The organism is Pediococcus argentinicus, from assembly GCF_001437605.1.
In the GTDB taxonomy this organism is placed as follows: domain Bacteria; phylum Bacillota; class Bacilli; order Lactobacillales; family Lactobacillaceae; genus Pediococcus; species Pediococcus argentinicus.
Window position 1 is genome coordinate 12754 of the sequence record NZ_JQCQ01000001.1, and the last position, 15537, is coordinate 28290.

The following is a 15537-nucleotide window of genomic DNA, read 5'->3' on the forward strand; positions in this document are numbered from 1 at the left end:
TTAGATCAGACTTCGGTTTGTGCTAAACTTTTTCCACGTCTCGGGGGTAACTCAGTGAAATTATCAAAACATGAACAGTTCACTACTTTGTTAGATCATATCTCTTATAAAAGTAGTGACGATAATTTTTTACAAGGACAAATTTTAAATTTAATTATTCATAAGGAATCAAAGCGATGGGAGTTTCAATTTGAATTTCCAGCATTGCTGAGCTTTGAAACCTTTTTAAACTTCCAAAATCATTTAACAAATCAGTTTAAAGAAATTGCTCAAATTAGCTATAGAATTCAGACAACAGATGATAACTCACACATTGATGGTAAGTTAGTGACCGATTACTGGAGCTGGGTGATTAAAAATAGTTCTATCCAGTCCTCTTTTATTCGACAAATTTGTGATAAATCCTTGCCAAGTTTTCATGATAATCAACTTGATATTAAGATTGATAACGATGTAACTCAAAATTTTATTGATGATACAACTGTTCAAAGTATTCAAAATACTTATCAAAACCTGGGATTCCCTAAGTTTGCAATTAAGACGGTTGTTGATGCTAATTCCTCTGCTGATCAAATGAATCAATTTAAAGAGGAAATGAACAAGCGAGACCAAGCACTTGCACAAAGAGCTACTGCAGCTATTCAACAACAAGAAAAACAACGTAAATCGAGTCAAAAGGTTGTCGCCGCAAATGGTGCGATTCAAATTGGAAAGCCAATTAGTGATCGAGAGAATCCAACACAACTGCGTGATATTAATCAGGAAGAACGTTCGGTTGTGATTGAAGGCTATATTTTTGACGTTGAAATTCGTACATTGAGATCAGAGCGTCAACTCTTAATTTTTAAAATGACGGATTATACTTCTTCAATGACGATTAAGAAGTTTTCTCGAAATGAAGAAGATGAAGCATTATTTGCGAATGTTCAAAAGGGTAAATGGGTTCGAGTTCGTGGTAGTGTCCAAGAAGATACCTTTATGCGTGATTTAACTTTGAATGCTTATGACGTTACTGAAGTTAAACATGCTGCAAGAGCAGATAAAGCCGAAGATGGTGATAAACGAGTTGAGTTACATGTTCATACGAATATGAGTCAAATGGACGCCACTAATTCAATTAGTGATTTTGTCGGTCAAGCTGCCAAATGGCACCAACCTGCAATTGCTGTTACTGATCATGCTGGTTTACAAGCCTTTCCAGAAGCGTATGCTGCTGCTAAAAAGAATGATATCAGAATGTTATTTGGTGTCGAAGCCAATTTGGTTGATGATGGAGTTCCAATTGGTTACAACAACCAGCATGTTCCACTTAAGGGTGCTACTTACGTGGTATTTGATGTGGAAACCACTGGTCTTTCAGCTATTTATGATAAAGTAATTGAATTATCAGCGGTTAAAATGCAAGACGGGAATGTGATTGGACAATTTGAAGAATTTATTGATCCCGGATTTCCTCTTTCTGACACAACAATCAATTTAACAAGTATCACTAACGAAATGGTTCACGGATCTAAATCGGAAAAAGAAGTTTTTGAACTATTTCGGGAGTTCTATGGCGATGCAATAATTGTTGGACATAACGTTACTTTTGATATTGGTTTTATGAATACAGGTTATTTGCGTCATGATTTGCCTGAAATTACCAATCCAATTATCGATACTTTAACGTTAGCCAGATTTTTATATCCAACTTTAAAGGGTTATCGTTTAAATACGTTGGCTAAGAAGTTCGATGTCAGTTTGGAACATCATCATCGTGCCATTTATGATGCTGAGTCAACAGGACATTTATGTTACTTGTTCCTGAAGGACGCTGAAGATCGTTATGGAATTGAGTTCCATGATCAATTGAATGATCATATGAGTGAAAATGATGCATACAAACATGCACGTCCAAATCATGTTGTCATTTTAGTTAAAAATCAAACTGGGCTAAAAAACTTATTCAAATTGGTTTCATTATCAAATATTAAATATTATTATCGTGTTCCACGGATTCCGCGTTCTCAACTCGAAAAATATCGTGAAGGATTGATTGTTGGGTCGGCTTGTTCCAGTGGTGAAGTGTTCACTTCTATGATGCAAAAGGGGTATAGCGAGGCTCGTCAAAAGGCTAAGTTCTATGATTACCTTGAAGTAATGCCTAAACCTGTTTATCAGCCACTGATTGATCAAGAGTTAGTACGAGATAATAAACGATTAGAAGAAATTATTAAGAATATTGTTAAATTGGGTGATGAATTAGATAAACCTGTAGTAGCAACTGGTGACGTTCATTATTTGAATCCTGAAGACTATATCTATCGTAAGATTTTGATTCATTCTCAGGGTGGAGCTAATCCACTTAATCGTTCTGAATTACCTGATGTTCATTTCAGATCGACTGATGAAATGCTTGAGGACTTCTCATTTCTAGGTGAAGAGGTTGCTCACAAAATTGTGGTCGAAAATACGCAAGAGATTGCAAATAGTATTGACGATGTTAGTCCTGTTAAAGAAAAGCTTTATACACCTAAAGTGCCAGGTGCTGAAGATCGAATCAAACAGTTAACAATGGATCAAGCGCATGCTTTATATGGTGATGAGTTACCGGAAATTGTTTCAGATCGTCTTGATAAAGAACTAACAAGTATTATTGGAAATGGATTCTCTGTCATTTACTTAATTGCACAACGTTTAGTGCACAAAAGTAATAAAGATGGATATTTGGTTGGTTCCCGTGGTTCGGTTGGTTCCAGTTTGGTTGCTACGATGTCTGGAATTACGGAAGTTAATCCACTACCGCCTCACTATCGCTGTCCCGATTGCCAGTATTCTGAGTTTTATACTAAAGGTGAGTATGGTTCAGGTTTTGATTTGCCAGACAAGAAATGTCCTAAATGTGGAGCTTTGATGATTGGTGATGGACAAGATATCCCGTTTGAAACTTTCTTAGGATTCAAAGGGGATAAGGTTCCCGATATTGATTTGAACTTCTCGGGAGATTATCAACCAATTGCACATAATTATATGCAAGTTCTGTTTGGTAAAGAAAATGTATTCCGTGCCGGAACGATTGGTACGGTTGCTGATAAAACTGCTTATGGTTATGTTAAGGCTTATGAACGAGATACTAATGCTCATTTTAGAGGAGCTGAAATTGATCGTTTAGCTAAAGGTGCTACTGGAGTAAAACGTACAACTGGACAACATCCAGCTGGTATTCTGATTGTTCCAGATTATATGGATATTTATGACTTTAGTCCGATTCAATATCCAGCCGATGATCAAACTTCGGCTTGGGAAACAACCCATTTTGATTTCCATTCTATCCATGATAATATTTTGAAAATGGATATTCTGGGACACGATGATCCTACTATGATTCGTAAGTTACAAGATTTATCTGGAATTGAGCCTAAGAGTATTCCAACTGATGATCCAGAAGTTATGAAGATCTTTTCTGGTCCAGATGTACTTGGCGTTGATGAAGAGCAAATTCAGTCTAAAACCGGAACACTTGGAATTCCTGAATTTGGAACTCGATTTGTTCGAGGGATGCTAGAAGAAACTCATCCAACAACATATTCTGAGTTATTGCAGATTTCAGGACTATCTCATGGTACCGATGTTTGGCTAGGTAATGCTGAAGAGTTAATTAAAAATGGAACTGTTACTTTGAAGGAAGTTATTGGTTGTCGTGATAATATCATGATGGATTTAATTCATTATGGGTTAGATTCACAATCATCATTCCAAATCATGGAAAGCGTACGTAAAGGTAAAGGAATCCCAGAAGGATTTGAAGCCAAGATGCGTGAAGCAAACGTTCCGGGCTGGTATATCGAATCGTGTGGAAAGATTAAGTATATGTTTCCACGCGCCCATGCATCAGCTTATATTTTGATGGCTCTACGTATTGCTTACTTTAAGGTTTATTTCCCATTAGTTTACTACGCAGCATATTTCTCAGTTCGCGCTGATGATTTTGATGTTGTTGCAATGTCCCATGGTAAAGAATCCGTTAAGGCTAAGATGCAAGAAATCAATGATAAGGGTAACGATGCATCAACTAAAGAAAAGAATCTGTTAACCGTTCTTGAGCTAGCTAATGAAATGTTAGAACGAGGATTTGATTTTAAGATGGTTGATATTGAGAAGTCAGATGCCCAGGAATGGTTGATGGATGGTAATACTCTAATTGCACCATTTAATGCTTTACCTGGATTAGGATTGAATGTTGCCAAGCAAATTGTCGCTGCTAGGGCTGATAAACCATTCTTATCTAAAGAGGATTTAGCAAAACGAGGACATGTTTCGGGAACTTTGATTGAATTTATGACCGAGAATAATGTTTTAACAGAATTACCTGATGAAAACCAGTTGAGTCTGTTCTAAATCGCGCTAAATTTGCAATAAGAGTGCAAAAATGGTATATTTTACTAGTAATTAAATACTCGTTAATTGAGTGAGCAGCGATGCTCGCTCTTTTTATTGAAAAAATTTAAACTGTAAGGAGGGGCGATTGTGAGTAGTACGGTTGTTGATACAGTAACTAATATGGTTCAGCCCATTGTTGATAAGCACGGATTTGAATTGGTGGAAGTGGAATTTGTAAAAGAAGGACAAAGCTGGTTTTTACGCGTTTATATCGATAAAGAAAATGGGATTAACATTGAAGAATGTGCCATGGTAAGTGATGAACTTAGTCAATTATTAGACGAGGAAGAACCCGACCCAATCCCACAAGCATATTTTCTGGAGGTTTCATCTCCAGGTGCTGAACGACCACTCAAGAAAGATGCTGATTTTAAAAACGCAATTGGTGAATATATTCATATTTCATTATATGCTGCAGTTGAAAAGAAAAAGGTTTTTGAAGGTTACTTAAAAGACTTTGATGGTCAACAGTTAACAATTGAGTATATGGTTAAAACACGAAAAAAAGAATTAACAGTTGATTTAAGTAAAATTGCTTTCGCTAGACTTGCGATTAAAATCTAGAAAGGATTTAGTAAAATGAGTAAAGAAATGATTACAGCCCTTGATGCACTGGAACAAGAAAAGGGTATTAAAAAAGATGTCGTTATTGATGCATTAGAAGCTGCTTTGGTATCAGCATACAAACGTAACTATGGTCAGGCCCAAAACGTTGCGGTTGAATTTGATAACAAAAAAGGCGATATCCATGTTTATGCTGTTAAAAAAGTGGTAGAAGAGGTTATGGATCCTCAACAAGAAGTAAGCTTAAGTGAAGCACTTGGTATTAATAAGGCTTACGAATTAGATGATGAAATCAAGTTCGAAGTAACACCCAAGAACTTTGGTAGAATTGCTGCTCAAACAGCTAAACAAGTTATTATGCAACGTGTTCGTGAAGCTGAACGTGGTGTTGTATATGAAAAATACAGTCAATATGAAGATGAAATCGTAACTGGGGAAGTTGCTCGTCGTGATAACCGCTATGTATATGTTGACCTTGGTGGTGTTGAAGCAGTTATGTCTCGTCAAGATCAAATTCCTGATGAACAATATGAACCACATGATCACATCAAAGTATACGTAACAAAAGTTGATGATAGCGGTAAGGGACCTCAAGTTTATGTTTCAAGAAGTGCTTCCGGTTTACTTAAGCGATTATTTGAACAAGAAGTTCCAGAGATTTATGATGGAACCGTAGAAATTGTTTCAATTGCACGCGAAGCTGGTGATCGTGCTAAGGTTGCTGTTAAGTCTAATAACCCAGATATCGACCCCGTTGGTACTTGTGTTGGTCCTCGTGGTCAACGTGTCCAAACAATCGTTAATGAACTTCATGGCGAAAACATGGATATTGTTGAATGGGTTGAAGATCCTGCTGAATACATTGCTAATGCATTGAATCCTGCTGAAGTAGAAGATGTATTGTTCGATGAAGAAGACGAACGTTCATGCATGGTTATTGTTCCAGATTATCAATTATCATTAGCTATTGGTAAGCGTGGACAAAATGCTCGTTTAGCAGCTAAATTAACAAATTATAAAATTGACATCAAATCAGAATCTGATGCTTCTGAATATGTTGAAGAAGACGAAGATACTGAAGACGCTGAGTAACATAGGTTTGGAGGCTTAGGCTAATGAAAACTAGAAAAATTCCCATGCGTAAAGATATTGTAACTGACCAAATGTTTCCCAAGAAGGAACTTGTTCGCGTAGTTAAAAACAAAGAGAATGAAGTTTCAATCGATGAAACAGGTAAAAAAGCAGGTCGTGGGGCATATATCGGTTTAGATGTTAAAATTGCTGAGCAAGCAAAGAAGGAACACACTTTTGATAAAGCTTTTAAAATCAAAATTGATGATTCATTCTATGATGACTTAATTGCCTATGTTGATCATAAACAGGCTCGAAAAGAGCTATTCGGCGATGGTAAATAATTCAGTTCTCCAATTATTGGGACTAGTTCGGCGTTCGGGTAATTTAATTACCGGAGAAGGGATGATACTTACGGCAGTACGAAACAAAAGTGCAAGGTTAGTATTAGTTACCTCCGATATGGGACCTAGTAGTTTGAAAAAAATCACAGATAAATGCAAATTCTATGAAATTCCATTTTGTGAAGTTGGAACAAAAGCAGAACTCTCTGATGCAATTGGTCAAATGAGATCAGCGGTTGCTATTTCTGATAAAGGATTTGCGAAATCGATAATAAAGAAATTTGAAAAGTAGGAGCGTGAAAAAATGGGCAAAAAAAGAATTTATGAATTAGCCAAAGAAATTAACGTTTCGAGTAAAGATATTTTAAGTAAAGCTCAAGATGCTGGATATGACGTTAAAAATCATATGTCAACGCTTGACGATCACGAGGAAAAACATATGCGCGAAGTCTTTACTTCGAAAAATGAAAAGAAACCTGCAGCTACTCAAAGTGAAAATAACGGTAGCCAAGAAAAGAAAACAGAAAAGCATGTCCCTAAGTTCCGTTCAAATAAAACTGGTAAGACAGTAGTACGTAAGAGTGACGCTGGTAACAATGCAAGTCACCAATACAATGCTGCACCTAAGAACAACAGTACTAGTGCTGCCGCAAAACCTGAACGTCGTGCTAATAATACTAATACCAATAATAATGGTAACCAACGACGTAATAATACTAATAACAACAATCGTAACAACGCTAATAATCGTCAGGCTGCTCAAGCAAAACGTAAGCAAGAACAAGTTAGTTTAGCTAATGTTCGCCAAGCCAAAGCTGATGCCCAAGAGGATCGTTTAGCTAAAGCACGTGCTGCTCAAGCTGCTGTTACTACGCAGTCACAGACACCAAGAAATCGTCCTGTGCAAAAGACTACAAGGCCAAAACCACAGAGTAGTGCAAATAATAATACTCAAGCAAATAAGAACAACAATAAGCCAGTAGCTAGCTCACAACGTCCTGCTTCAAATACAGCACGTCCAAGTAATAATCAGAGACCAGCTACAAGTAATAACAACACTACTAATAGTTCTTCAAATAGTGGCCGCAGACCTGCAACTCAAAACAAGTTCCAAGGTCGTAGTAATACCACGAATGAAGCACCATCAAGAAATAACGATAATAACCGTTCCAATGATAACCGCCGCAGTAATAATAAAAAGAGTAACAACCGTGGAGGTAATTCATTTGGAAATAATTCTTACGGTCGTGGAAATGGTAAGTTCAACAAGAACCGTCGTAACAAGAAGATCAAAAAGGACGGTCGTTTGAAAGAAACAAACAACAAGGAAGTTTCTGTACGTAAAGAACGTCCATTGCCAGATGTATTGGAATACAATGCAGGTACAAACGTTGCTGAAATTGCCAAGAAGATTCATCGCGAACCAGCAGAAATTATCAAAAAGTTGTTCATGATGGGTGTAATGGTTAACCAAAACCAAACTCTTGATAAAGATACAATTGAAATTTTAGCTGATGATTATGGTATTAAAGCAGAAGAAAAGGTTGAAGTTGATATTTCTGATATCGATAAGATCTTTGAAGAAGAACAATCAAATGAAGACAACTTAGTGGCACGTCCACCAGTTGTAACAATCATGGGACACGTTGATCATGGTAAGACAACCTTACTTGATAAATTACGTCACAGTCATATCACTGCTGGTGAAGCTGGTGGTATCACCCAAGGTATTGGTGCTTATCAACTTGATCATGATGGTCGTTTGATTACATTCTTGGATACTCCAGGACATGCTGCATTTACTGAAATGCGTGCTCGTGGTGCTGATGTAACTGATATTACAATCTTAGTGGTTGCTGCTGATGATGGTGTTATGCCACAAACAATTGAAGCTATCAACCATGCTAAGGCTGCTGGCGTTCCCATTATTGTTGCTGTTAACAAGATTGATAAGCCGGGGGCTAACCCTAACCATGTTATGGAACAATTGACTGAATATGAATTGATTCCTGAATCATGGGGTGGCGATACAATCTTTGTTGAAATTTCAGCTAAGTTTGGTAAAAACTTAGACGAACTTTTGGATATGATTTTATTACAAGCCGATGTGCTTGAATTAAAAGCTAATCCAGATCAAAGAGCTGCTGGTTCAGTTATTGAAGCTAAACTTGATCCAGGTAAAGGTCCAGTTGCTACTATTTTGGTTCAACAAGGAACAATGCATGTTGGGGATCCAGTCGTTGTTGGTAACACATTTGGCCGTGTTCGTACAATGGTGAACGAACACAACCGTCGTGTGAAGAATGCAACACCTGCAACACCAGTTGAAATTACTGGTTTGAATGGTGTTCCTGAAGCCGGTGACCGATTTGTCGTCTTTGAAGATGAAAAATCAGCCCGTGCAGCTGGTGAAGAACGTGCTAAACGTGCATTGGTTGAAGAACGTAAGAATAACAATCATGTTACTTTGGATAACCTCTTTGATTCACTTAAAGAAGGCGAAATGAAGCAAGTTGATGTTATTATCAAAGCCGATGTTCAAGGTTCTGTAGAAGCACTTGCTGGAAGTTTACGTAAGATTGATGTTGAAGGCGTTCGTGTTAACATCATTCATACTGCTGTTGGAGCAATTAACGAAAGTGATGTCACTCTTGCTGAAGCAAGTAATGCAATCATTATCGGATTTAATGTTCGTCCAACACCACAGGCTAAGCAACTAGCAGATTCTCAAGATGTTGATATTCGTCTTCACCGTGTTATTTATAACGCTATTGATGAAGTTGAATCAGCAATGAAGGGTATGCTTGAACCAACTTACGAAGAAGAAATTACCGGACAAGTTGAAATCCGTGAAACATATAATGTTTCTAAGATTGGAACTATCGCTGGTGGATATGTAACCGAAGGATTCATTAATCGTGATTCTAGTGTTCGTTTAATTCGTGATGGAATTGTTATTTATGAAGGCGAACTTGGTAGTTTACGTCGTTTCAAAGATGATGTTAAAGAAGTTAAACGTGGTTTTGAACTTGGTTTAACAATCGAGAAATATAATGACATTAAGATTGGTGACGTTATCGAGGCTTATCATATGAAAGCTGTTCCTGTAAAGTAGAGGAGAAATATTATGGCACGTCAATATCGTTCAGATCGACTTAGTCAAGAAATTGAAAAAGAAGTGAGTGATATTCTACGTCGTCGTGTTCGTGATCCTCGCTTAGAAGGTATTACGATTACCGGTGTAGATGTTACTGGTGATTTGCAACAAGCCAAGATTTTCTATAGTATTTTATCTGATAAAGCATCAGATGATAAGAAGACTAAAGAAGGTTTTGAAAAAGCCTCAGGTCTTATCAGAAAAGAACTAGGAAGTCGTCTATCAATTTATAAGACTCCTGAACTTCTTTTCGAACGGGACGAATCAGTTCAATATGGAGATCATATTGATCAACTTCTTAACAAATTAAATCGAGATTAATTTAAAAAACCGAGCTTAAGGGCTCGGTTTTTTTGTCTCCATAAAGATAGGTATGAAAGCGCAATATGCTATAATAATAAGCATTGTGAGGGATAAATATGGACGGAATAATACCAATTAATAAAGACCGTGGCATGACAAGTCATGATGTTGTGGCTCGGATGCGTGGCATTTTACACACAAAAAGGGTTGGACATAGTGGTACATTAGATCCTAACGTTGACGGCGTGTTACCTATTTGCGTTGGGAGAGCTACAAAAGTGGTTGACTATTTAATGGAATACGGCAAAGTTTATACAGGATCAATAACTTTAGGGTACGCAACAACTACTGAAGATTTAGATGGTGAAGTTGTTGAGACCAAAGTAATTGATAAACCATTTTCTGTTAGTGAAATTGACGAAGCACTCCAAAGTTTGGTGGGTGAAATCATTCAAATACCACCAATGTACTCTGCTGTTAAAGTAAATGGTCGTAAATTGTATGAATACGCCAGAAAAGGTGAAACGGTTGAACGACCTAGCAGAAAAATAAATGTTAAAAGCTTTGTGCAAACAAAGCCAACCGTTTTTGATGAAGAACAACATACTCAAACCATTTTCTTTAAAGTGGAATGTGGTAAGGGTACTTATGTTAGAACTTTAGCTGTTGATGCAGGAAAGTTTCTAAATGTTCCTGCTGTTATGTCTGATTTAACTCGTCAATCCAGCGGTGGATTCAATTTGTCTGATTCAGTTACTTTAGAACAGTTGGAAAAGCTTGCCGAACAAGATGAGGTATCAACTGTAGCACGACCCTTATCATATGGACTAAGAAAGTTTCCTGCTGTCACTATTAATGCAGAACAGTGGGAATTAGTTCAACATGGTGGTTTCATAAAAATTAAAGATGAACACAGACCTGAAATTACTATTATGTATGATAACGACATTCAGGCTATTTATATGTTAGATGAACGATATGACTTGTATCGTCCGAAAAAAATGTTATTAGCGAGATGAAATAATGAAAATTATTAAAATGCGTCATCCGTATCAAAGTGATTTAATTCCAAATGATGAGGTAGTTTTAGCATTAGGTTTTTTTGATGGAGTTCATCGTGGTCATCAAGAAGTTTTAAAGAAAGCACGAATGGTTGCTGAAGAAAAAAATTTGAAACTAGCAGCGATGACATTTGATCATCATCCATCTGTAGTATTTAATCACCGACGTGGAAGTACAATCGGCACTAAATACCTAACTTCAGTGGAACGTAAGGCCACACTAATGGATGATCTTGGTGTTGATGTTCTTTATGTTGTGAATTTTACATCGTTATTTGCTAAACAGAATCCGGAAGAATTTATTCAAAATTACATAATTGGATTGCATGCAAAGTCAGTTGTAGCCGGATTTGACTATACGTTTGGGCCCCAAGAAACTGCTAATATGACGACACTACCAGTATTAAGCAATGGAAGATTTGATGTTTACTCAATTAATCCGGTTCAACAAGATCTGGTTAAGGTTTCTTCGACACAGACTAGAGATTGGATTATTGACGGTGATATTGATAGTGCAAATGAATTCTTGGGATATCCATTTGAAACAAAAGGACTAGTAGTTCATGGGGAAGCCCGTGGACGAACGCTTGGTTTTCCAACGGCTAATATTATTAGTGATATCAATCAAATAACTTTAGGAATTGGAATTTACGTTGCTGAAATAAAAATTGGATCTCAGTGGTACCACGCAATGGCATCAGTTGGGCGTAATGTTGTTTTCGGTGATGGCAGGCCGGTGACAACAGAAATAAATATTTTGGACTTTAATGGCGAAGTTTATGGTGAGACGGTAAAAATACGTTGGTATCATAGATTGCGTGGTGAAGAAAAATTTGCTTCAGTGGAAGATCTTATTAATCAGCTAAATGTTGATGAACAAAATACAAGGGACTTTTTTAAGAAATTATAAAGACTTTGACCAAAACTGACTAAAGTTGACATTTATACAAACCTCTGGTATCTTATTAGTTGTTCTTAGCACTCCCAAAGTTAAAGTGCTAAAAGAGGTGATTAAAACGTTAACTGAACGAGAATTATTAATCCTAGAACAAATTGTTCGTGAATATACTGAAAACGATCGACCGGTTGGCTCGAAAGCGTTAGTTGCTGTTCTTCCGATTAAAGTTAGCTCTGCCACGATTAGAAATGATATGGCTAAGCTAGAAGAAATGGGCTTGATCCAAAAGAATCATTCTTCATCCGGAAGAATTCCATCACTCAAAGGATACCGATATTATGTGGATCATTTGATTCATCCGCTAGCAATTAAGGATGATGAAGTTAAAAAGATTCATGATTCAATCGGTAGTCAATTTGACCAAGTCGATGACATTGTTAAGACTTCAACCGAAATGCTTTCTGAATTGACACACTACACAGTTCTTTCATTGAAACCAAACCATGAAGGCTCAATGTTAGAGGGATTTAGAATGGTACCACTCGGAAATAACTCAGTTATGCTAATTCTGGTTGCTGATAATGGAGAGGTCACGAGTCGGAAGTTTATGATTCCTAACTCAATGACTGGTGAAGACTTGGAACGAGTTGTTAGAGTTCTTAATGATCGTTTGATTGGTCATCCTTTATCGGAAGTGTATGCTACTTTAACTACCAATTTTCAAGATGGTATGTCGAAGTACTTGAAGACTTCAGCTGGAATTATTGATGTTTTCAGTGATGTAGTTTCAAAATATGCGGCTAACCAGTTCTTTGTGGGTGGACGATTAAATGTTTTGAATTTTTCACGTACAGATGATTTGAATCAAATCAAGAATTTGCTAGGTATGTTCAACGAGACGGATAAGGTCAAAGCGCTGGTGGGTAATCCAGGTGATGATCTTAATGTTCGTATCGGTGATGAATTAAGAAATTCTTTGTTAGAGGACTACAGTTTAGTTACTGCAACTTATGATGTTGGCCAACATGGTCAAGGAATGATTGCTGTACTTGGTCCTACCAGCATGCAATACTCGAGAATGCTCGGTTTAGTCGATGCATTTCGAGGACAGTTAGCTGGACGTTTAATTGATTATTACCAAAATATTGACGATAGTTAGGAGTGAATCATTTGTCCGAAGAAGAAAAATCTACAGAAGCCAAACAAGATCAAGAACAAACATCAAAGGATATAACTGAAGAGGATCAAATAGTGGAAGAGGCGGATGTGAACGATTCACCCGATTCTGATCAGGATTCAGATAATAAAGACGCAAATGATGATTTACAAAAACAACTTGATGAATTAAACGATAAGTATATTCGAGCTCAAGCTGAAATTGTAAACATGCAACGTCGAAATGAAAAAGAACAAGCTTCATTAATCAAGTATGATGGACAAAAGTTAGCCAAAGCAATTTTACCTGTAATGGATAACTTAGAGCGTGCTTTAAGTATTGAGGTTCATGATGAAAATGGTGAACAATTGAAAAAAGGTATCGAAATGGTTCAATCTCATTTAGCGTCTGCTTTGAAAGAAAACAGTGTCACTGAGATCGAAGCTGAAAATGCTAAATTTGATCCAAATGAACATCAAGCTGTTCAAACCGTCGCTGCGGATGATGATCATCCTGCTGACACGGTAGTACAAGTCCTCCAAAAGGGATACAAACTTAAAGATCGTGTATTAAGACCAACCATGGTTGTTGTTGCACAATAAATTGGAAGAGGGAAATTAAAAATGGCAAGTAATAAAATTATTGGAATTGATTTAGGAACTACTAATTCTGCTGTTGCAGTTATGGAAGGTGACAAACCAAAAATTATCACTAATCCAGAAGGCGCTCGTACAACACCATCTGTTGTTGCTTTCAAGAATGGTGAAACTCAAGTGGGTGAAGTTGCCAAACGTCAAGCAATCACAAATCCTGACACAATCGCATCAATCAAGCGTCACATCGGTGAAGCTGGTTACAAAGTAACTGTTGATGGAAAAGCATACACACCACAAGAAGTGTCAGCTATGATTTTGGGTTACATCAAGAGCTTTGCTGAAGATTACTTGGGTGAAGAAGTAAACCAAGCTGTTATCACAGTTCCTGCTTACTTCAACGATTCACAACGTCAAGCTACTAAAGATGCTGGTAAGATTGCTGGCCTTGATGTTAAACGTATCATTAACGAACCAACGGCTGCTTCATTGGCTTATGGTCTTGACCAAACAGACAAAGATGAAAAGATCCTTGTTTATGACCTTGGTGGTGGTACTTTTGATGTTTCCGTTCTTGAATTAGGAGACGGTGTATTCCAAGTACTTTCTACAAATGGTGATACTCACCTTGGTGGTGATGATTTTGACCAAAAGATCATTGATTGGTTGGTCGAAGAATTTAAGAAAGATAATGGCGTTGACTTAGCTCAAGATAAGATGGCTCTTCAACGTTTGAAGGATGCTGCAGAAAAAGCTAAAAAAGATTTATCTGGTGTTACTGAAGCACAAATCAGTCTACCATTTATCTCTGCGGGTGCTGCTGGTCCACTTCATTTGGAAAAGACTTTGACACGTGCTCAATTTGATCAAATGACTTCAGATCTTGTTGCACGTACTAAAGCTCCAGTTGAAAATGCTCTAAAGGATGCTGGACTATCAGCTTCAGAAATTGATGAAGTTATTTTAAATGGTGGTTCAACTCGTATTCCAGCTGTTCAAGAAGCTGTTAAACAATGGACAGGCAAGGAACCTAACCACTCAATTAATCCTGATGAAGCCGTTGCACTTGGTGCTGCTGTTCAAGGTGGTGTCTTGACTGGTGATGTTAAGGATGTTGTTTTACTTGATGTAACACCTCTTTCATTAGGTATTGAAACAATGGGTGGTGTATTTACTAAGTTGATCGATCGCAATACAACTATTCCAACAAGTAAATCACAAGTATTCTCAACTGCTGCAGATAATCAACCAGCTGTAGATATTCATGTACTTCAAGGTGAACGTCCAATGGCTGCTGATAACAAGACAATGGGTCGTTTCCAATTATCAGATATTCCTGCTGCACCTCGTGGAATTCCACAAATCGAAGTTAAGTTCGATATCGATAAGAATGGTATTGTAAATGTATCAGCTACTGATAAGGGAACTGGTAAAGCACAAAATATTACTATTAAGAGTTCATCGGGTCTTTCAGACGAAGAAATTGATCGTATGATGAAGGAAGCTAAAGAAAATGAAGAGGCTGATAAGAAGCGTAAAGAAGAAGTTGATTTACGTAACGAAGTTGACCAATTGATTTTCACAACTGATAAGACATTGAAGGATCTTGAGGGCAAAGTTTCTGAAGATGAAATTAAGAAAGCTCAAGATGCTAAGGATGCATTAGTTAAGGCTCAAAAAGACAATGACATCGAAGAAATGAAAGCTAAGAAAGATGATCTTAACAAGATTGTTCAAGATTTATCTGTTAAACTTTATCAACAAGCTCAAGAAGCACAGCAAGGACAAGCTGGTGCTGAAGGTGCTGGTTCAGAAGCAGGCGATGCTTCAAAGAAGGCAGACGATGACAACACCGTTAACGGTGACTTTGAAGAAGTAGATCCTGATAAAGATGACAACAAATAATTTTTAACTGAATAAAAGAGTCAAGGTCAATGACTTTGACTTTTTTGTTGCATAATGTGAATTAGC

The 15537-nt window shown here is 37.2% G+C and carries 12 protein-coding genes; all 12 read left to right on the forward strand.

Going from position 1 to position 15537, the window contains the following annotated elements:
* The first annotated feature begins 54 nt into the window (after window positions 1–54).
* The gene (locus IV88_RS00070) at window positions 55–4377 is read left to right on the forward strand and encodes a PolC-type DNA polymerase III (RefSeq protein WP_057797464.1); all 4323 of its coding nucleotides are present in this window, start codon (window positions 55–57) and stop codon (window positions 4375–4377) included.
* 129 nt (window positions 4378–4506) lie between these two features.
* Window positions 4507–4983, forward strand: coding sequence for a ribosome maturation factor RimP (gene rimP, locus IV88_RS00075; RefSeq protein WP_083486796.1), 477 nt, complete (start codon window positions 4507–4509; stop codon window positions 4981–4983).
* A 15-nt stretch (window positions 4984–4998) separates the two neighbouring features.
* A complete protein-coding gene (gene nusA / locus IV88_RS00080; protein ID WP_057797466.1) occupies window positions 4999–6075 on the forward strand; it encodes a transcription termination factor NusA in 1077 nt (358 codons plus the stop codon).
* A 23-nt stretch (window positions 6076–6098) separates the two neighbouring features.
* On the forward strand, window positions 6099–6398 hold the full coding sequence (gene rnpM, locus IV88_RS00085; protein WP_057797468.1) for an RNase P modulator RnpM: 300 nt from the start codon (window positions 6099–6101) through the stop codon (window positions 6396–6398).
* Window positions 6388–6690, forward strand: coding sequence for a L7Ae/L30e/S12e/Gadd45 family ribosomal protein (locus IV88_RS00090; protein WP_057797470.1), 303 nt, complete (start codon window positions 6388–6390; stop codon window positions 6688–6690). Before rnpM ends, IV88_RS00090 begins: the two co-directional genes overlap by 11 nt.
* A 12-nt stretch (window positions 6691–6702) precedes the next feature.
* Window positions 6703–9513 (forward strand): translation initiation factor IF-2, encoded by a 2811-nt coding sequence (gene infB, locus IV88_RS00095; RefSeq protein ID WP_057797472.1) that lies wholly within the window; start codon window positions 6703–6705, stop codon window positions 9511–9513.
* Window positions 9514–9525: 12 nt separating this feature from the next.
* Window positions 9526–9876, forward strand: a complete 351-nt coding sequence (gene rbfA / locus IV88_RS00100) for a 30S ribosome-binding factor RbfA (protein WP_057797473.1) — start codon at window positions 9526–9528, stop codon at window positions 9874–9876.
* Between the two features lie 98 nt (window positions 9877–9974).
* The gene (gene truB, locus IV88_RS00105) at window positions 9975–10877 is read left to right on the forward strand and encodes a tRNA pseudouridine(55) synthase TruB (protein WP_057797475.1); all 903 of its coding nucleotides are present in this window, start codon (window positions 9975–9977) and stop codon (window positions 10875–10877) included.
* 4 nt (window positions 10878–10881) lie between these two features.
* Window positions 10882–11829, forward strand: coding sequence for a riboflavin biosynthesis protein RibF (gene ribF, locus IV88_RS00110; RefSeq protein ID WP_057797478.1), 948 nt, complete (start codon window positions 10882–10884; stop codon window positions 11827–11829).
* A gap of 100 nt (window positions 11830–11929) precedes the next feature.
* Window positions 11930–12976: a heat-inducible transcriptional repressor HrcA gene (gene hrcA, locus IV88_RS00115; protein ID WP_057797684.1), complete on the forward strand. Its 1047-nt coding sequence runs from the start codon at window positions 11930–11932 to the stop codon at window positions 12974–12976.
* An 11-nt stretch (window positions 12977–12987) separates the two neighbouring features.
* Window positions 12988–13575: a nucleotide exchange factor GrpE gene (gene grpE / locus IV88_RS00120; RefSeq protein WP_057797480.1), complete on the forward strand. Its 588-nt coding sequence runs from the start codon at window positions 12988–12990 to the stop codon at window positions 13573–13575.
* A 21-nt stretch (window positions 13576–13596) separates the two neighbouring features.
* On the forward strand, window positions 13597–15471 hold the full coding sequence (gene dnaK, locus IV88_RS00125; RefSeq protein WP_057797482.1) for a molecular chaperone DnaK: 1875 nt from the start codon (window positions 13597–13599) through the stop codon (window positions 15469–15471).
* Window positions 15472–15537: the final 66 nt, after the last annotated feature.